The organism is Hylemonella gracilis str. Niagara R, from assembly GCF_000600295.1.
GTDB lineage: Bacteria > Pseudomonadota > Gammaproteobacteria > Burkholderiales > Burkholderiaceae_C > Hylemonella > Hylemonella gracilis_A.
The window spans coordinates 1,043,267-1,061,471 of sequence record NZ_JEMG01000001.1 but is presented as its reverse complement, the minus strand read 5'-3'; the positions used below and the strand labels follow the sequence as shown (position 1 = coordinate 1,061,471).

Genomic DNA, 18,205 nt, shown 5'->3' with positions numbered 1-18,205 from the left:
GTTCGTTCCATGTCAGGACGCTTCGTGCCGATGCCATCTGGCCAAGCACGTGCTCATTCCGATGCCAGCGCCACCACCGGGTCCAGCCGCGCCGCCTTGCGTGCGGGCAGGTAACCGAAGACCAGGCCGGTCGCGAAGGCACAGCCAAAGGCCAGCAGCACCGGCGCCACTGAGTACAGCACGGGCGTGCCAGCGGCGGCGATCACTGCGGCCACGCCCAGGCCGATGAAGACGCCGATCAGGCCGCCAAGCGCGGACACCAGCAGGGCCTCGATCAAAAACTGCTGCAGGATGTGCCGTTCGTGCGCGCCCGTGGCCATGCGGATGCCGATCTCGCGCGTGCGCTCAGTCACGCTGACCAGCATGATGTTCATCACGCCGATGCCGCCGACCAGCAGCGAGATCGCGGCGATGGAGCCCAGCAGCACCGTCATGGTGTCCTGGGTCTCGCTGGCTGTGTCGATGATGGAGGCCATGTTGCGCAACTGGAAATCGATGACACCGTGCCGCTCGGCCAGCAGGGCCTCCACCGCCGCCTGCGTCTCATCGATGCGGCTCACGTCCTGCACCGCCACGGTGACGTTGCGCAGGAAACGCTGGCCCGACAGGCGCAGCTGACTCGTCTGGTAGGGCACCAGCACCACGTCGTCCTGGTCCTGTCCGAAGGGTGAGGCGCCACGCGCGCTCATCACGCCCACCACCTGGAACACCAGGTTGTTGACCAGGATGAATTCACCGACAGGGTCCTGTCCGCCCGCCGCGTAGTTCGGGAACAGCGCTTTCGCCACGGTCTGCCCCAGCACGGCCACGGTGGCGTAATTCTGCTCATCCTCCTCGCTGAAGAAGGTGCCACTGGCCAGCGGCCATTGCCGAACCTGCGGGTACTGCCAGGAGGTGCCGAGCACGCTGCTGCTGTAGTCGGCGTCGCGGTACCGCAGGGTGGCACTGCTGTTTTGCTCGGGCACGGCAGCCAGCACGTTGGGCACTTCGCGGTTGATGGCCTGCACATCGGCCAACACCAGCGTGGCCACGTTGGAGAAACCCCGCGAATTGGGTACGCCCGGGCGCACCAGCAGCAGGTTGCTGCCCATGGCGCTGATGCGGTCAATCACCGCCTGCTTGGCGCCGTCGCCGATGGCCAGCATGGCGATGACCGAGGCCACGCCGATCACGATGCCCAACAAGGTGAGCACCGCGCGGAAGACGTTGGAGCGCAAGGCCCGCATGGCTGTCCTGGCAGCCTCCAGCAGTTCGTCGGCGTAGGAGACGCGACCCGAATGGCTGGCCCAGTGGGACGCCTTGGGCCGCGCATGCTCCTGGAGCGCAGGCGGCGGCCCCGGATCGGCCACGATGTGGCCGTCCTTGATCTCGATGACACGCTGCGCGTTCTCGGCCACCTCGGCCGAGTGCGTGATGATGATGACGGTGTGCCCCTGCGCGGCCAGGCTCTTGAGCAGGGCCATGACTTCCTCTCCGGTCTTGCTGTCGAGCGCGCCCGTGGGTTCGTCGGCCAGAATGACTGGCCCGCCATTCATGAGCGCGCGGGCAATCGACACGCGCTGCTGCTGCCCCCCCGAAAGCTGGTTCGGCTTGTGATGGCTGCGCTCACCCAGACCCAGGGTCTCCAGCAATTCCCTCGCACGCTCGCGCCGCTCCTGCGGCGGCGCGCCCGCATAGACGGCAGGCACTTCCACGTTGTCGGCCGCTGTGCCGGTGGCGATCAGGTTGTAGCTCTGGAACACAAAGCCGAAAGCGTCGCGCCGCAGCGCCGCCAGTTCGTCGCGCGACAGCGCGGCCACGTCGCGCCCCATGAAGCGGTAGCTGCCGGAGGTCGGCTGGTCCAGGCAACCCAGGATGTTCATCAAGGTCGATTTGCCGGAACCGGAAGCGCCGACAATCGCGACCAACTCCCCCGGATAGATCGTCACGTCAATGCCGTGCAAGACGCGCGTAGCGAGTTCGCCGTTGCGATAGGTCTTGGTGATGCCGCGCAGCTCGATGAGCGGCACGCGCGCGCCCTCTTGCGCGACCGCCTGCTCGGCGTCGCTGCTTGGGCCCTGAGTGGCCTTGCCCCCGCCAGCCGCCGCGCGGATGACCGTGTTCGTGGCGCGATCCATGTCTGTGCGTGCCTTCCTCAACGTGGCGGCATGCCGCCGGGGGGCATGCCACCCGACGCGCCGGCGCGCTGGCCCGCGCCTGCCGAGGAACCGCCGGTGGTGTTGCCCTGACGCTGACCCGTGACCACCCGCTCGCCCTCCTCCAGGCCAGAAAGAATTTCGGCCAACACACGACTGCTCACGCCGACTTGCACCTCGCGCTCCTGCACGCCATCGGCGGTCAAGACCTTGGCCGTGGCACGACGCGGCCCCGCTGCCGCGCCACCGCCTACATTGCCAACGCCACCCCCATTCGCATTCGCACGCCGTTCGGCGCGCAGGCGTTCACGTTCTTCGGCCGACAGGTTCTGCCAGTCCGGGCGCGGGCCCTGAGGCCCCCCGCCACCGGCTCCGCCCTGGGCGACGGAAGATCCGGCGCCAGCGCCGCCGCCGGCTGTCGCGCCGTTGTTCGAACGTTGCCCCGTCGCGCCGGCCTGCCCGCGCTGCATCGTCAGCCCGGCCATCGGCGCCGTCAGCACGCCCCTGGCCTGCGCGACCACGAAGAAGACCTGGGCCGTCATCTGCGTCATCAGCCGGCGCTGCGGGTTGGGCACGTCGAACAAGGCGTTGTAGAGCACGACGTTGTTGGTCACCGTGGGGGTGGGCTCGACCTTCTTCAGAGTGCTTTGCCAGCGCTGGCCGCCGCTGCCCAGGGTCGTGAAGTAGACCGGCATGCCCACGCGCAGGCGGCTGACGTCGGCTTCCGAGACCTGGGCCTGCACCGTCATGACGGAAAGGTCCGCGATGCGCAGGATGGTCGGGGCGGACTGGTTGGCGTTGAGCGTCTGCCCCTGACGCGCGCTGATGCTGACCACCGTGCCCGACATGGGGGCGTAAATCTTGGCGTACTTGAGATTGGCCTCTTCCACCTGCATGCTGGCGTCGGCCTGTTCGATCTGGGCTTCCAGGGCCTGGATCTGCGCGCGCGTGGACAGCACCGTGGTTTCGGCGTTCTGCACGGCTTCGGCCGTGGTGGCCTCGTCTGCCAGCAGGTTCTTCTGGCGACGCAAGTCGCGCTCGGCCTTGACCAGTTCCACCTGCCGCTGCGCCAGCGTGGCGCGCTGGGCACGCAGAGAAGCCCGGTTGGCCTTGACACGCGCAGCCGACTGCTCGGCGCCGATCTCTGCCAGCAATTGACCGCTCTGCACATCGCTACCGACCTCGACGTGGATCTTGGTCAGTTGGCCAGAGACCTGGGCGCCCACGTCCACATAGTCACGCGGCTGCAGCAGGCCGGTGGCCGTGACCACGTCCTCAATGTCCCCTCGCTGCACGGTCGCGGTCAACAAACTGGCCTGGGCGTCGCTCTTGCCTTGCCACCATTGCCAGCTCCCCCAAGCGACGCCGATCAGCACAACAGGCGTCAGCAAGAGGGCAATCCGGCGCAATCGATGGCGACGTGAGCTAGGGAGAAATGGCATGGGGACGGGTCGGAAATGGAAACGGAAACACAAACGGCAAGCGCGGCATCATGCCCGCAGGCCAGAATGATATTGCTTCTCGTTTGTAAAGAACTATGTCCCGACCCTCGGCTCATCGCCCCCGCAGCCGGGAACCAGTTATTTGGCTATACGACACGCGGTACTTGCGAGTACAACGGCGTGACCCCGCCAGCAGCATGTGGGTCTGCCTCTGCGCGCAGGGGCGAGGCATCAGCCCCAGAGATCCAGCGGCGGATCGTGCACCACGGCCTGCAGGATGTCGCTGCGCGAGATGAAGCCCACGAGATCCCCCTCATCCGCCCCGCCCACGCCAGGCTGATCGCTGCGGTCCACGGTGTCCAGCACCGGCAATCCCGGCAGTTGGGTGTCCAACAGCACGCGAGCGACGCGACGCAGGTCCGCGTCCGGGCTGACGGCCGGCGCGGGGCTGAACATCACTTCGGACACCGGCTGCATCATCAACTCGCGCCAGGCATCGGCAGGTGCATCCGGCCCTGGCAAACGGCGCAAGTCCAGCAACTCGGCCCGGCTGATCAGCCCTGCGAGACGCCCCGGCGTGGCACTGCGTGCGCCGGCCAGCACGGGGGCCTGCCCCACGCCACGCTCACCCAGGAGACGCCAGGCCTCGAACACGCTGGCGTCCGCGCTCACGGTAATCGGCTGGCGTGTCATGACGTCGGCCACTCGCCGCAATGGTTGGCGCTCACGCGCCTGCCCGCTGGCCCGGGCGTAGGCGGACAAGGCAGCACCTGCCGCAAGGCTGCGGCGCGGGGCTTCGTCGGCCCGCTGCAGCACGCCGTCGTCGGTGTGGGCAGGCGGCACACCGCCCTCGTACGCCCAATGGGCGGGTGTTCTGCGAATCACGGACGGAAGAGGGCTGCGTGGGTCGAGCGATTGCCCGGCAAGCCGTCGCGTGCGCATCACGCCGCGCAAGGCCTCCACGCGCCAGAGATCCTCCATCGCGCCGCGAAAGATGCGGCCGTTTTCACCATAGATCGAGAACATGCCTACTCCTCAGGTCTCATCGCCCTGCTGTCTATTTCGGCAGACTGAGCAGTTAAATGAAGCGCGGAGTGCGGTGTCCTCGCAAGCGCCAGGGCTGGGGCGCGATTCAAGCCCCCAAAAGGGGGCCTCAAGGCAGAAACAACGCCTGCAAATCGCTCAGGAAATCAAACCCCTGCTCCGTGGGCCGGGCCCGGCTGAGGTCGCGGGTGAGCCAGCCCTTGCGCTCGGCTTCTTCGAGCGGCTTGCGGATCGCGGTCAAGGCCAGGCCCGTGCGATCCGCGAAATCTTGCAGCGCGAAACCCTCGCGCAGCCGCAGGGCGTTGAGCATGAATTCGAAGGGAAGATCTGCCCGGCTGACTTCCTCGTCCTGCACCACGGCGCTTGCAGGGTCCGCCGACAGGGCGCGCTCCATGTACAGGCGCGGGTCACGCGCACGGACCTGGCGGATGACGCGGTGGGCAAAGCTGAGCTTGCCGTGCGCGCCCGCGCCGATGCCCAGGTAGTCGCCGAACGCCCAGTAGTTGAGGTTGTGGCGGCAACCGTGGCCGGACCGGGCGTAGGCCGAGACCTCGTAGCGCCGCAGGCCCGAAGCGCCCGTGCGCTCGGTGATGCGGTCCAGCATGGCGTAGGCCGTGTCCTCGTCCGGCGTCTGCGGCGGGAACTTGGCGAAATAGGTGTTGGGCTCGATGGTCAGGTGGTAGACCGAAAGGTGCGGCGGCGCGAAGGAAAGCGCCGCGTCCAGGTCGGCGTCCAGTTGCGCCAGGCTCTGCCCTGGCAGGGCGTACATCAGGTCCAGGTTCCAGGTCTCGAAGCTGCGCGCGGCTTCTTCCAGCGCGGCCAGGGCCTGAGCGCGGTCGTGCACCCGGCCCAGGGCTTTCAGATGGTCATCGTTGAAGCTTTGAACGCCGACGGACAGACGCGTCACGCCCGCCGCGCGGAAGGCCGCGAAACGGTCTTTCTCGAAAGTCCCGGGATTGGCTTCCAAGGTGATCTCGCAATCGGCCGCGAGTTTGAGCCGTGCGCGGATGTCGCTGAGCAGGCGGTTGATGCCGACGGGGCTGAACAGGCTGGGCGTGCCGCCACCAATGAAGATGCTGTGCACCGGACGCCCCCAGACGAGCGGTAGCGAGGCTTCGAGATCGGCGATGAGGGCGTCGAGGTAGCGTTGCTCTGGCACATCCCTAGGATTGAGTTCATGCGAGTTGAAGTCGCAATACGGGCACTTTTTCAGACACCAAGGCAGGTGCACGTAGAGCGAAAGCGGCGGCAGGCTGGGCAGTTGCAGCGTGCCGGGGCGCATGTAGTGTTGGATGTCGTGCATGGTGAGGCGCGTATTTTCAGGCAAGACACCGAGGCGGTCCCCTCGCATGGGAGCGAAGCATGTGCGCAGGGCCTGCCCCAGGCCAGCACGCTCATGCGGTGGCGATTTGCTGCGCAAACTCAGCATCAGCGGAACCTTGAACGCCGTCGCACCGTAAGTGCGGCGCTTCGTCCTCTGATTTCTGGCCCTCAGAACCAACGTTCCTGCATCAAGGCCACCATCTGCCGTGCCGACTGCCCGCGATGGCTGTTCGCGTTCTTCACCTCGGTCGGCAATTGCGCGAAGGTCTTGCCGAAGGCGGGAATGAACATCACCGGATCGAAGCCGAAACCGTTCTCACCCATGGGCGCCTGGGTGATTTCACCCACGGCACGGCCCACGGCGATCAGGGGCTCGGGGTCGTCGGCCGAGCGCAAGGCCACCAAAGTGCTGACCAGCGCGGCGCGGCGCTTGCCCGGCCCTTGCACCTCCTTCATCTGTTCGAGCAGGGCTCGCACATTGTTGGCATCGCCCTTCTCGTAGCCAAACTGCGTGGCGTAGTAGGCCGTGTCCACGCCGGGCAAGCCGCCGAAAGCGTCCACGCACAGGCCCGCGTCGTCGGCGACGGCGGGCAAGCCGCTGAGCTTCGACGCATGCCGAGCCTTGGCCAGGGCGTTCTCGACGAAGGTACGGTGCGGCTCGGGCGCCTCGGGAATGTTCAGGTCTGCCTGCCGAATCAGTTCCACGCCCAACGGCGCGAACAGCTCCTGCAGTTCCGCGAGCTTGCCCTGGTTGTTGGAAGCGAGAACCAGTTTCATGACGCGAGTTTTACTCCGGTCATCACGCCAGAAGCGCCTGACGCTGCAAGGCCACGAGTTCGGTGATGCCTTGTTCCGCCAGGGCCAGCAAGGCGTCCATCTCCTTGCGGCTGAAGGCCGCGCCTTCGGCCGTGCCCTGCACCTCGATGTAGTGGCCCTCGCCTGCGGCGTTGACAGTCATCACCACGTTCATGTCGGTGTCGCAGGCCGAGTCCTCGGTGTAATCGAGGTCCAGCAGCGGCCGTCCTTCGACGATGCCCACCGACACCGCCGCCACCGGCGCGGTGATGGGCGAGGCCTTGAGCTTGCCCTGCGCGATCAAGGCATGCACCGCGTCCTGCGCAGCGACCCAGGCGCCGGTGATGGCGGCGGTGCGGGTCCCGCCGTCAGCCTGCAGCACGTCGCAGTCCAGCGTGATCGTGCGCTCACCCAGTTGCTTGAGATCGAACACGGCCCGCAGGCTGCGACCAATCAGGCGTTGGATTTCCTGCGTGCGGCCGCTCTGCTTGCCGCGCGCGGCCTCGCGGTCGCTGCGGGTGTGGGTGGAGCGCGGCAGCATGCCGTATTCGGCCGTGACCCAGCCTTCGCCGCTGCCCTTCTTGTGCGGGGGCACGCGTTCCTCGACCGAGGCCGTGCAGAGCACGCGGGTGCGGCCGAATTCGATCAGCACGGAACCTTCGGCATGCACGGTGTAGTGGCGGGTGATGCGCACGGTGCGCAGCTGGTCGGGGGCGCGATTCTCGGAGCGCGTGGGGGCGGCAAAACCACCTTGGGATATTTGGTTCATGGTTCGGGAAAAACGAGGATCAGCGGGTCTTGACCGCAGGCAGGCCGGCCACGCCGCGCAAGGTCTTGCGCAGCTCGGAGACCCAGGTGTCGAAACGCATGCGCATCTTCTCGCGCGGGGTCAGGCGCGTGTAGCGCAATTCGCTTTCGCGGCTCAGCTCCTTCTGCAAGGCGAAGACGGACTGCGGGCGCGAGAGCGGGTCCAGCGCCATGCACCAGGCCACCACGTCGATCAGGTTGTCGGAGTAGACGCCGCGCAGGCGCGCCAGGCTGGTGATCAGGCGGTCCTTCTCCAGCCGTTGCGGCGCCTCGTGCGGCGGGTAGCCCTGCATGCAAGCGTAGATGCAGGCGCCGATGGCATAGATGTCGGTCCAGGGGCCGAGCACCGCGTCGCGCCGGTACATCTCGGGCGCGGCGAAACCCGGCGTGTACATGGGGCGCACGAAATTGCTTTCCTTGGCCAACACCTCGCGCGCCGCGCCGAAGTCGATCAGCACGGCGCGGTTGTCGTCGGTCACGAAAACGTTGGCCGGCTTGATGTCCAGGTGCAGCATCTTGTGCTGGTGCACGATGCGCAGGCCGCGCAGCACTTCGTCGAACAGCGAACGGATGGTCGATTCGCGAAACACCTTGCTTTGCTTGAGCTCGCGCGCGGTGATGATGAACTCCTGCAGCGAGGCGCCGTCCAGATAGTTCATCACCAGGTAGACCGTGTCGTTGTCACGGAAGAAGTTGAGCACGCTCACCACCGAGGGATGAGAAATCTGTGCCAGCGCCCGCCCTTCCTCGAAGAAACTCTTGAGCCCCAGACGGTAGAGCGAAAGACGCTCGGCCGCGACCTTGGGCAGCAAATCGCCCGGCGCGCGCGTCACCAGCGAAGACGGCAGGTATTCCTTGATGGCCACGGGCTGGCCCGCGGCGTCGGTGGCCTGGTAGACCACGCCGAAGCCGCCGGCGGCCAGCTTGCGCACGATGCGGTAGCCACCGCCGATGACGGTTTCGGGTGACAAGGGAGCGGGCTTGACCTTGGCCATCGTGGAGGTGACGCGTGTCGTGGAAGAGATGGGGAAGGATGGCGCTGCGGTTATGCTCGCCGCTTTTCCGGTGCCGGCCGCGACGCTGACGCGCGATGCGTCTTGGGGATGGCCGCACCCGTATCCATCGCGCCGCGTCGGCATGCGGCGCCACGCCACGCATCACCAAAGAGGACAGCCATGCCAGTTTACAGCATGACCGGCTACGCCAGCACCCAGCACGAGGCGCGCAAGGACCCCGCCATGACCACGGCTGCCGCCGGCACGGGGGACCATTCAGCCTTCTCGTCCGCTGCGGCCGCCAGTCCGGCATCGGGTCCTTCCGGCGCGCGCCTGGGCCTGGAAATCCGCTCAGTCAACGGCCGCTTCCTGGACCTGACCCTGCGTCTGCCCGAGGAATTGCGCGCCAGCGAACCCGCCTTGCGCGAGCTGGTGCAAGGCCGGCTCAAGCGCGGCAAGGTCGAGCTGCGCGCCTTCATCGAGACCGGCGACGGCGAGGCCCTGGGCGACCCCAGTCCGCGCCTGCTGCAGCGCCTGGGCGCGCTGCAGGAAAACGTGCGCACCTGGCTGCCGACCGCGCGCGAACTCAGCGTGGCCGATGTATTGCGCCTGGCCGCGCAGCAACATGAAAGCGAGCGCCGCGCCCAGCCCCAGGACTGGGGCACGCTGGCCCAGCAGCTCACCACGCAGGCCCTGGAAGCCCTGCTGCAGGCCCGCGAGCGCGAGGGCGCGCGGCTGTCCACGATGCTGCTGGGTCACATCGCGCAACTGCGCCAGCTCACCACACAGGCCCAGCCGCTGGTGCCCCAACTGGTGGAACAACAACGGCAACGCTTCCTGGAGCGCTGGAAAGAGGCGATGAACCTGTCCGAAGGCAGCGCCACCCCCGAGGCCGCGCAGGACCGGGCGCTGACGGAGGCCACGGCTTACGCCATCCGCATCGACGTGGCCGAGGAGCTGACGCGCCTGGGCGCGCACCTGGACGAAATTGAGCGCCTGCTGAAAAAAGGTGGCGAATTGGGCAAGCGGCTGGACTTCCTGATCCAGGAACTGCACCGCGAAGCCAACACACTGGGCTCCAAGTCAGCGACGCTGGAATTGACGCGCATCTCGGTGGACATGAAGGTGCTGATCGAGCAGATGCGGGAACAAGTCCAGAACCTGGAATAACGCTTGGCGCCCAATGGGCATCAGACCATCAGACCTCTAGAATCCCGCCATGGAATACCCTGGCAACCTCTTCGTCATCGCCGCCCCCAGCGGAGCGGGCAAGTCCAGCCTGGTCAATGCGTTGCTCGCGCAGGACGCCCGCTTGCAGCTTTCGATTTCCCACACCACGCGGGCACCGCGCGGTCAGGAACAACATGGAAGGGAGTATTACTTCATCTCCCCCGCTGCCTTCGACGCCATGGTCGCTGCCGATGCCTTTGTCGAATGGGCGAACGTGCACAACCACCGGTACGGCACCTCCCGCCAGTCCATCGCGGACCGCATCCTGGCGGGCACGGACATCGTGCTGGAAATCGACTACCAAGGCGCGATGCAGATCAAGAAGCTGTTCCCCGCCGCGGCCACCCTGTTCATCCTGCCACCCAGCTGGGAGGAACTGCAAGCCCGGCTGATCAAGCGCGGCGAGGACAGCGAGGATGTGATCGCCCTGCGCCTGAAAAACGCGGCGACGGAGATGGCCCAGGCCCCGCACTTCGATTTCGTTATAATCAACGACCAGTTCGAGCGCGCCTTGGCTGACTTGCGGCTCGTCGTGCAAGCCCAGCGGCTCCGGTATCCGGCCCAGCGTCGGGCCCGACCCGAGACCTTCGAGGCGCTGCGTCTTCCCTGACCGTTTTCCCTGTATCACCCGCTGGACCGCGCGATCGACCTCGCCGCTCCGGCTCCTGGAGCAGAACCATGGCCCGCATCACCGTCGAAGACTGCCTGCAGCAGATCCCCAATCGCTTCCAGCTCGTGCTGGCCGCGACCTACCGCGCCCGCATGCTGAGCCAGGGCCACGCGCCCAAGATCGAAAGCAAGAACAAGCCGGGCGTGACCGCCCTGCGTGAAATCGCTGAAGGCAAGGTCGGCCTGGAAATGCTCAAGAAAGTGCCGACCTGAGTCCGCTCCGGTCGCATTCTTCAGAAAAACGTCAAATAACCGACAAATAAGGCACCGCCAGCGCGGTGCTTTTTTATTGCCCGCTACCATTCGACCGTGAGCCACTTCATGCCCCCCACCACCGTCGCGCCCCCGGCCCATGCCGCCGGGCTGGGCGCGCTGCCCGCAGGCCTTGCGGCCTCGGTGGCGGACCCGGCCGTGGCGCAGACGGTCAGCGCGGCTGCGGCGGCCAACGCGGCGGCAGCGAGTTTCGCCAACCTCACGACCAAGCTGGACTACCTCTCCCCCGCCGACCTGGAACAGGTGCGACAGGCTTATCGCTTCGCCGACGAGGCCCATCTGGGCCAGCTGCGCAACAGCGGCGAACCCTACATCACCCACCCCATCGCGGTGGCAGGGCTGTGCGCCGAGTGGAAACTCGACGCTCAAGCCCTGATGGCCGCTTTGCTGCACGACGCCATCGAGGACTGTGGCGTCACCAAGCCCGAACTGATCGAGCGCTTTGGCGCCCCCGTGGCTGAGCTGGTCGACGGTCTGACCAAGCTGGACAAGCTGCAGTTCAGCACCCGCGAGGAAAACCAGGCCGAGAGCTTTCGCAAGATGCTGCTGGCCATGGCGCGCGACGTGCGGGTCATCCTGATCAAGCTGGCCGACCGCAGCCACAACATGCGCACGCTGTCCGACGTGCCGCGCAGCAAGTGGGCGCGCATCGCCTCCGAGACGCTGGAGATCTATGCACCCATCGCTTACCGCCTGGGTCTGAACCAGACCTACCGCGAGTTGCAGGAACTGTCTTTCACCCATCTGCGTCCTTGGCGCCATGCCGTGCTGACCAAGGCCTTGGAGCGCGCTCGCGGCCGCCGCCGTGACCTGATCGGCAAGGTGCAGAAGGAAGTGGAGGCCGCCTTCGAGGCCGCCCACATCCCGGTGCGCCTGGCCGGGCGCGAAAAGACCCTGTACTCCATCTACAAAAAGATGGACGAGAAGCACCTGAGCTTTGCGCAGATCTCGGACATGTACGGCTTCCGTGTCATCGTGCCCAGCCTGGCCGACTGCTACACCGCGCTGGGCGTGCTGCACCAGCTTTACAAACCGGTGCCCGGCAAGTTCAAGGACCTGATCGCCATCCCCAAGGCCAATGGCTACCAGTCGCTGCACACCATGCTGGTCGGCCCCTCAGCGGTGAACGTGGAGTTCCAGATCCGCACCGAGGCCATGCACGTCGTGGCCGAATCGGGCGTGGCGGCGCACTGGCTCTACAAGGCCAATGAACCGGACAGCCCCGTGGCCGCCCGCCTGGGCGCGCAGTGGCTGCAATCGCTGCTGGACATCCAGAACGAGACCCGCGACGCGGCCGAGTTCCTCGACCACGTCAAGGTGGACCTCTTCCCGGAATCGGTCTACGTCTTCACGCCCAAGAGCAAGATCATCTCGCTGCCGCGCGGTGCCACCGTGGTCGACTTCGCCTACGCCATCCACAGCGACGTGGGCGACCGCGCCGTGGCCGCGCGCATCAATGGGGAGCAGGTGCCGCTGCGCACCGAGCTGCAAAGCGGCGACGCCGTGGAAATCGTCACGGCCACTGTCCCCTCACCGAATCCGGCCTGGTTGAGCTTCGTGCGCACGGGCCGCGCGCGCAGCAAGATACGGCACCACCTCAAGACCCTGGCCCAGGCCGACAGCGAGAAGCTGGGTGAGAAACTCCTGCTGCAGGCCCTGCGCGGCGAAGGCGTGGAGCGCTTCCCGGCCGATGACGAAGCCGGCAGCACCGCCCTGTGGAGCAAGCTGCTGCACTTCACCGGCAACCGCAGCCGCGCCGAGCTGCTGGAGGACATCGGCCTGGGCAAGCGCGTGGCGGACATCGTGGCCAAGCGCCTGGCCACCCTCATCGCCGAGGGCATGGAAGGCGCCAAGATCCGACCCGACGCGATCCGCGTCAGCCAGGAGCAGTTCCTGCGCCGCCAGGAGCGCCAGGCCCCGATCACCGTCGACGGCAGCGAAAGCGCCTCGGTGCGCTACGCACCCTGCTGCCGCCCCATTCCCGGCGACGCCATCATCGGCTACCTGGGTCGAGGCGAGGGCCTGGTGGTGCATACCGCCGACTGCACCACCGCCCGCAAGCTGCTGAACAAGGACAGCGACCGCTTTATCGGGGTGGAATGGTCGGACGAACCGACCCGCGCCTTCCAGACCGCCATCATCGTCACGCTCAACAACGGCAAGGGCGTGCTGGCCCGCGTGGCCTCGGCTCTGGCTGGCGCGGAAGCCGACATCGTTCACATCGACATGGGTCAGGAAGGCCCGCAGGAAGTGACCGACCTGCGCTTCATCATCGCCGTGCGCGACCGCGTCCACCTGGCAGCGGCGCTGCGCGCGCTCAAGCGCACCCCGGCTGTGCTGCGCGCGCGCCGGGCGGTATCAAGCTGAGCGGAAATCGTCGCCCGGCCCCTCCGGACTGCGGGCCCGAGGACTCAGGCCGCCGGCTCGGGGTAACGCACTTCCAACACCTCGATCTCCTCGACGCCAGCCGGTGTCACCAACTTGAGCACGTCACCGACACGCGTCTTGAGCAGGGTACGCGCCACGGGTGAAATCCAGCTCACCTGGCCACGAAGATTGTCCGCCTCGTCGATGCCCAGGATGGTGATGGTGCGCTCCGCCCCGGCGCCATCGGCGTAGGTGACCGTCGCGCCAAAGAACACCTGCTCGCTGCCGTGGTGCACGCTCGGGTCGGCCACCTCGGCGATTTCCAGGCGCTTGGTCAGGAAGCGGATGCGCCGGTCGATCTCGCGCAGGCGTTTCTTGCCGTAGAGGTAGTCCCCGTTTTCGGAGCGGTCACCATTGCTGGCCGCCCAATGCACCACCTCGACGATCTTGGGCCGCTCCTCGTCGATCAGTTGCATCAGCTCGGCGCGCAATCGTGCGTAACCGGCGGGCGTGATGTAGTTCTTGCCGCCTGCGGGCAGCGCGGGCAAACCGATGTCCTCGTCGTCATCGGCGTCGGTTTCGCGGGTGAAGGCTTTGCTCATGGCGCAAGAATCAGACAAAAGGAAAAAGCCCGCAACCTTGCGGTTGCGGGCTTTTCTTTTTTGGTGCGGCTGGCAGGATTCGAACCCACGACCCCTTGGTTCGTAGCCAAGTACTCTATCCAACTGAGCTACAGCCGCGAAGCTGCGCATTGTAGCAGAAGTTTTTCGGCTTTCGCGCTCAGTCTTCCAGCAACAGGCTGCTGGCGATGGCGGCCGCGGCCGTGCGGGTCTCCACGCCGAGTTTCTCGAAGATGTGCTCCAGGTGCTTATTGACCGTACGCGGGCTCATGCCCAGGATATCGCCGATGTCGCGGTTGGTCTTGCCCTTGGCCAACCAGGACAGTACTTCGGTCTCGCGCGGAGTGAGGGCTGCACCGCTGAGGCGCCGCTGGGATGGATCACGCGCAACCGCGTCCGCGGCGATGGCGGACAACGGAATCTGCCGCAGCAACACCATACGTTCGCCCGGCCCGCCCTGGCCCAGATGGCGGGCCTGCAATTGGTTGCCGTCTGGCAAAGCCACGTGCGCTTCTCCCTGGTCCACCAATTGCAGCAGCCAGCGCCGCAACGCGGCCTCGTCCTGGCGCAGCGCGGGGATCTGCTGCAGCCAACGCGTGGCCTGGGGCGACCGCCAGGCGATGCGTCCCTGGCTGTCAAGCAGCAGGACGCCCAGACCGGCCACGTCCACGGCCTCGCGCGCCCAGCGGCTCACATGCGCGTTGCGCAGGTGCGTGGCCAGGCGCGCCAGCACCTCGGGGATGCGCAAAGGCTTGACCACGTAGTCCACACCCCCGCTGGCGAATCCTTGCAGGATCTGCTCGGTCTCGGCCAGGCCGGTCATGAAAATGATGGGCACATGGGCCCAGGAGGGTTCGCCCTTGAGCCGGCGACAGAGGGAAAAGCCATCCTCGCCCGGCATCAGCGCGTCCAGCAGCACCGCGTCGGGCACGCCCAGCTCGAAGCGCTCCAGAGCCTCGCTGGCGTCGCGCGCGACCAGCACGGTGTAGCCCTCCAAGGCCAGCGCATCGCAAAGCATGCGCAGGGTTTCGGGCGCGTCGTCAACCACCAGCACCACATGGCAGACCGGCGCGGCGACGATGGCGATGGGCTCAGACAGGGGAAGCATCTTCGGTCTCTCTCAGGCGAGCGATCAGGGCAGGAAAGTCGAACCGGTCCACGTAGGCGACCAGCACCTGCAGCGTCTCGGCCAGGGCCGGCGCCTGCTCGGCGTGTCCACGCAGCAGGCTGCGCAGCCCGCTGGCATTGCCCTGGCGGGCCAGCGCGATCAGGCGTTCGCGCAGTTCCTCCGGCAGCGGCAAGGATCCGGTCGCGGCCAGAGCGGTGAGGGCTTGTGCCTCAACACGCTGCGCCTCGTGCACCCATTCGAGCTGCAGCACGCGTGCCAGCAGGTCCAGCAGTTCCGACTCGATCACCGGCTTGTTCACGAAACCGCGCGCGCCGACGGCCGCCAACAACTCGGGCCGGTTCTCGAAGGGGTCGGCCGAGACCAGCAGGATGGGCAGCTCCGGTGCCACGCCGCGCATCAGCTGTGCGGTCTGCCAACCATTGAGGTCGTCCATGTTGATGTCCAGCAGCACCGCGTCGGGCAGGCGTTGCTGCACGATCTCCAGTGCCTCGCGCCCGCTGGCGGCCTCGCGCACCACAAAACCCAGGGGCAGCAAGAGGCTGGCCAGCAACTGGCGTTGCACCGGCTGGTCGTCCACCACCAGTAGGGTGCGGCGCGGATCGAGGTAACCCGCTATGGGGCGCAAGGCGTTGACGACCGGGCGGGCGGGTGGTTCGATCTCGCGCAGATAAAGGCGCACGCTGAAGGTGCTGCCGCGCCCGACCTCGCTCTGCAGCAGCAGCTCACCGCCCATCAGTTCGGTCAGCAGGTGGGTGATGGCCAGGCCCAGGCCGGTGCCGGCTTCGCTGGAGCGCCGCCCCGCGCTACCCCGCTCGAAGGGCATGAAGATGCGCTCCTGGTCCTGCGGCGCGATGCCAATGCCCGTGTCCTCGACCTCGAAGCGCAGCACCTCGTGCCGGCAGTCGACCCGGAACACGATATACCCCCGATCCGTGAAGCGCACCGCGTTGGCCAACAGGTTGATGAGGATCTGGCGCAGGCGCTTTGCGTCGGCGCGCACCCAGGCCGGCACCCGCCCCAGGGTTTCGAGCCGGAAGGCCAGGCCCTTGCCTTCGGCCTGGGGTTGGACCATGCGCGCGAGTTCGGACAGGAACTCCTGGAAGGGCAGCGGCGCCGGGTCCAGCCGCAGGCGGCCGGCCTCGATGCGCGCCAAATCGAGCAGGCCATCGATCAGCGCGTGCATGTGCTGGCCGCTTTGCTGGATGGTGGTGACGGCCTCGCGCGAGCCACCCTTGAGCGCGTTGCCGCGCAGCAGGATCTGCGCGTAGCCCAGGATGCTGTTGAGCGGCGTGCGCAACTCGTGCGTCATACCGGCCACGTAACGGGTCTTGGCCTGGCTGGCGGACTCGGCCGCCTCCTTGGCGCTCTGCAGCGCCTCGTCGGTGCGCTGGTGGGCGTCGATTTCCTTCTGCAGCAACTGGGTCTGGCGTTCGGATTCATCGTGCGCCATGCGCCGGCTCTCGTTGGCCAGCACCACCCACCAGGCGCAGACCGCGGCCAGCACGGCCATCAGCGAGAAGGCCTTGATGAAGGGCAGGCCCAGCGCTTCTGCATGCGCCGCACCCTGCAGGCTCTCCTGCACGTAGACCACGCCCAGCAGAAAGGCCATCAGCGCCGACAGGCCGAGGAAGACCGCGAAGTACTGTGCGACGCGGAAGTTGAAGCGCGTGTTCAGGCCCGCCGGCAAGACCCAGGCCAGAGCCCGGCGCACCTGGTCAGCCGCGCGTGCCTCGCTCTTGCAGCGGTCGTGGCAGCGCGATTCCAGCGAGCAGCACAGCGAGCAGATGGGGGCGTCGTAGGCTGGGCAGTGCGCCATGTCGGCGCTCTCGAAGTGGTTGTCGCAGACGCTGCAGCGCACGGGTTCGCCCGGTTTCCAGAGCGGGGGATCGGTACGCGCGAGGTAATAACGCCCCCGGGTCGCCCAGGCCAGCAGCGGCGCAGTGAGCATGGCGGTGAACAGCGCGATGAAGGGCGCGAAGGCCTCGGCCCAGACGCCCAGCAAACCCGCGTAGGCCACGCACGCCAGTGCCGCGGCCAGCAGCATGGCGCCCAGGCCCACGGGGTTGAGGTCGTAAAGGTAGGCGCGGCGAAACTCCACGCCCGGCGGGCTGAGCCCCAACGGCTTGTTGATCACGAGGTCGGCCACTAGGGCACCGACCCAGGCGATGGCCACGTTGGCGTAGAGGCCCAGCACATGCTCCAGGGCGCCGAACACGCCCAGCGTCATCAGCAGCATGGCGATGATGACGTTGAACACCAGCCAGACCACGCGCCCCGGATGGCTGCGTGTGATGCGCGCGAAGAAATTGCTCCAGGCCAGCGAGCCGGCATAGGCATTGGTGACGTTGATCTTGACCTGGGAAATGATGACAAAGACCACCATCAGCCAGAGCGCCAACGTCGGGCTGCCCACCGCGCGCATATAGCCCACCAGGAACATCTGCGTGGGCTCGGCGGCCTGGCTGGGCGAGGCTCCGTACTGCAGGGCCACGAAAGCCAGGAAGGCACCGGCCAGCATCTTGAGCATGCCCATGACGATCCAGCCCGGCCCGGCCAGCAGCACGCAGCCCCACCAGCGCCAGCGATTGGTGCGTGTGCGTTCGGGCATGAAGCGCAGGTAGTCCACCTGCTCGCCCACCTGCACGATGAGCGAGAACGCCACGGTGGCGGCGGCACCGAACATCAGCGGCTCGAACTCGCTGCTGCCCGAGCTGAGGCCCGACAGACCGGTAAAATCGCGGTAGTGCTGAGGCTGTTCAAGCGCGAACCAGGCGAAAGGCCAGAGCAGCAGCACGATCCACACCGGTTGTGTCCAGGTCTGCAGGCGCGAGATGAATGTGATGCCGTAGAGCACCAGCGGAATGATGACCAGCGACGACAGCACGTAGCACCAGACCAACGGCCAGCCGAAGGCCATCTCCAGGGCCAGCGCCATGATGGCCGCCTCCAGCGCGAAGAAGATGAAGGTGAAGCTGGCGTAGATCAGCGAGGTGACGGTCGAGCCCAGGTAGCCGAAGCCCGCGCCACGCGTGAGCAGGTCCATGTCCAGGCCGTAACGCGCGGCGTAGACCGAGATGGGCAGGCCGGTCAGAAAGGTGATCAGCCCCATCACCAGGATGGCCCACAGCGCATTGCCGAAGCCATAGCTCAGCGCGATGGCGCCGCCGATGGCCTCCAGGGCCAGGAAGGACATGCCGCCAAAGGCGGTGTTGGCCACGCGCCATTCGCTCCATTTGCGTGCGCCGCGCGGCGTGTAACGCAGGGCGTAGTCCTCCAGGGTCTCGTTGGCGACCCAGGAGTTGTAGTCGCGGCGGATCGGAAAGATCCGCTGCCGGGCGGTATTCATAGATGCGCCTCTTTCTGGGGACATGGCAAT

14 protein-coding genes and 1 tRNA gene are annotated in these 18,205 nt (G+C 66.8%); 4 read left to right on the top strand and 11 right to left on the bottom strand.

Going from position 1 to position 18,205, the window contains the following annotated elements; genetic code table 11:
• Nucleotides 1-53: 53 nt before the first annotated feature.
• The 7 genes from AZ34_RS04840 to AZ34_RS04810 all read right to left on the bottom strand — a co-directional run bounded on the left by AZ34_RS04840 (nt 54) and on the right by AZ34_RS04810 (nt 8,541).
• A complete protein-coding gene (locus AZ34_RS04840; RefSeq protein ID WP_231495461.1) occupies nt 54-2,117 on the bottom strand; it encodes a MacB family efflux pump subunit in 2,064 nt (687 codons plus the stop codon).
• A gap of 17 nt (nt 2,118-2,134) precedes the next feature.
• Nucleotides 2,135-3,526 carry an efflux RND transporter periplasmic adaptor subunit gene (locus tag AZ34_RS04835; protein ID WP_231495460.1) on the bottom strand — a complete coding sequence of 464 codons (1,392 nt, stop codon included), beginning with the start codon at nt 3,524-3,526 and terminating at the stop codon, nt 2,135-2,137.
• 282 nt (nt 3,527-3,808) lie between these two features.
• The gene (locus AZ34_RS04830; protein WP_035605405.1) at nt 3,809-4,603 is read right to left on the bottom strand and encodes an HPP family protein; all 795 of its coding nucleotides are present in this window, start codon (nt 4,601-4,603) and stop codon (nt 3,809-3,811) included.
• Between the two features lie 127 nt (nt 4,604-4,730).
• On the bottom strand, nt 4,731-5,924 hold the full coding sequence (hemW, locus tag AZ34_RS04825; RefSeq protein ID WP_051510066.1) for a radical SAM family heme chaperone HemW: 1,194 nt from the start codon (nt 5,922-5,924) through the stop codon (nt 4,731-4,733).
• Between the two features lie 188 nt (nt 5,925-6,112).
• Complete coding sequence (gene rdgB / locus AZ34_RS04820; RefSeq protein WP_035605404.1) at nt 6,113-6,721, bottom strand: RdgB/HAM1 family non-canonical purine NTP pyrophosphatase; 609 nt, start codon at nt 6,719-6,721, stop codon at nt 6,113-6,115.
• 22 nt (nt 6,722-6,743) lie between these two features.
• On the bottom strand, nt 6,744-7,508 hold the full coding sequence (rph, locus tag AZ34_RS04815; RefSeq protein ID WP_051509535.1) for a ribonuclease PH: 765 nt from the start codon (nt 7,506-7,508) through the stop codon (nt 6,744-6,746).
• A 19-nt stretch (nt 7,509-7,527) separates the two neighbouring features.
• On the bottom strand, nt 7,528-8,541 hold the full coding sequence (locus tag AZ34_RS04810; protein ID WP_035605403.1) for a serine/threonine protein kinase: 1,014 nt from the start codon (nt 8,539-8,541) through the stop codon (nt 7,528-7,530).
• Nucleotides 8,542-8,721: 180 nt separating this feature from the next.
• On the opposite strand from AZ34_RS04810, the gene AZ34_RS04805 reads away from it, so the two are divergent.
• The 4 genes from AZ34_RS04805 (at nt 8,722) to AZ34_RS04790 (ending at nt 13,080) form a co-directional block, all read left to right on the top strand.
• On the top strand, nt 8,722-9,711 hold the full coding sequence (locus AZ34_RS04805) for a YicC/YloC family endoribonuclease (RefSeq protein WP_081767088.1): 990 nt from the start codon (nt 8,722-8,724) through the stop codon (nt 9,709-9,711).
• A gap of 49 nt (nt 9,712-9,760) precedes the next feature.
• Entirely contained in the window at nt 9,761-10,381 is a 621-nt protein-coding gene (gmk, locus tag AZ34_RS04800; protein ID WP_035605401.1) for a guanylate kinase, read from the top strand.
• A gap of 68 nt (nt 10,382-10,449) precedes the next feature.
• A complete protein-coding gene (gene rpoZ, locus AZ34_RS04795) occupies nt 10,450-10,653 on the top strand; it encodes a DNA-directed RNA polymerase subunit omega (protein ID WP_006297469.1) in 204 nt (67 codons plus the stop codon).
• A gap of 108 nt (nt 10,654-10,761) precedes the next feature.
• Complete coding sequence (locus AZ34_RS04790) at nt 10,762-13,080, top strand: RelA/SpoT family protein (RefSeq protein ID WP_081767087.1); 2,319 nt, start codon at nt 10,762-10,764, stop codon at nt 13,078-13,080.
• Between the two features lie 44 nt (nt 13,081-13,124).
• Here AZ34_RS04790 and greB read toward each other — a convergent pair whose 3' ends face one another.
• The 4 genes from greB to AZ34_RS04770 all read right to left on the bottom strand — a co-directional run bounded on the left by greB (nt 13,125) and on the right by AZ34_RS04770 (nt 18,175).
• On the bottom strand, nt 13,125-13,682 hold the full coding sequence (greB, locus tag AZ34_RS04785) for a transcription elongation factor GreB (RefSeq protein WP_035605400.1): 558 nt from the start codon (nt 13,680-13,682) through the stop codon (nt 13,125-13,127).
• Between the two features lie 61 nt (nt 13,683-13,743).
• Nucleotides 13,744-13,820: transfer RNA gene (locus AZ34_RS04780), tRNA-Arg, on the bottom strand.
• Nucleotides 13,821-13,860: 40 nt separating this feature from the next.
• Nucleotides 13,861-14,808: a DNA-binding response regulator gene (locus tag AZ34_RS04775; RefSeq protein WP_051509534.1), complete on the bottom strand. Its 948-nt coding sequence runs from the start codon at nt 14,806-14,808 to the stop codon at nt 13,861-13,863.
• Complete coding sequence (locus tag AZ34_RS04770; protein ID WP_051509533.1) at nt 14,792-18,175, bottom strand: ATP-binding protein; 3,384 nt, start codon at nt 18,173-18,175, stop codon at nt 14,792-14,794. Before AZ34_RS04770 ends, AZ34_RS04775 begins: the two co-directional genes overlap by 17 nt.
• Nucleotides 18,176-18,205 lie beyond the last annotated feature (30 nt).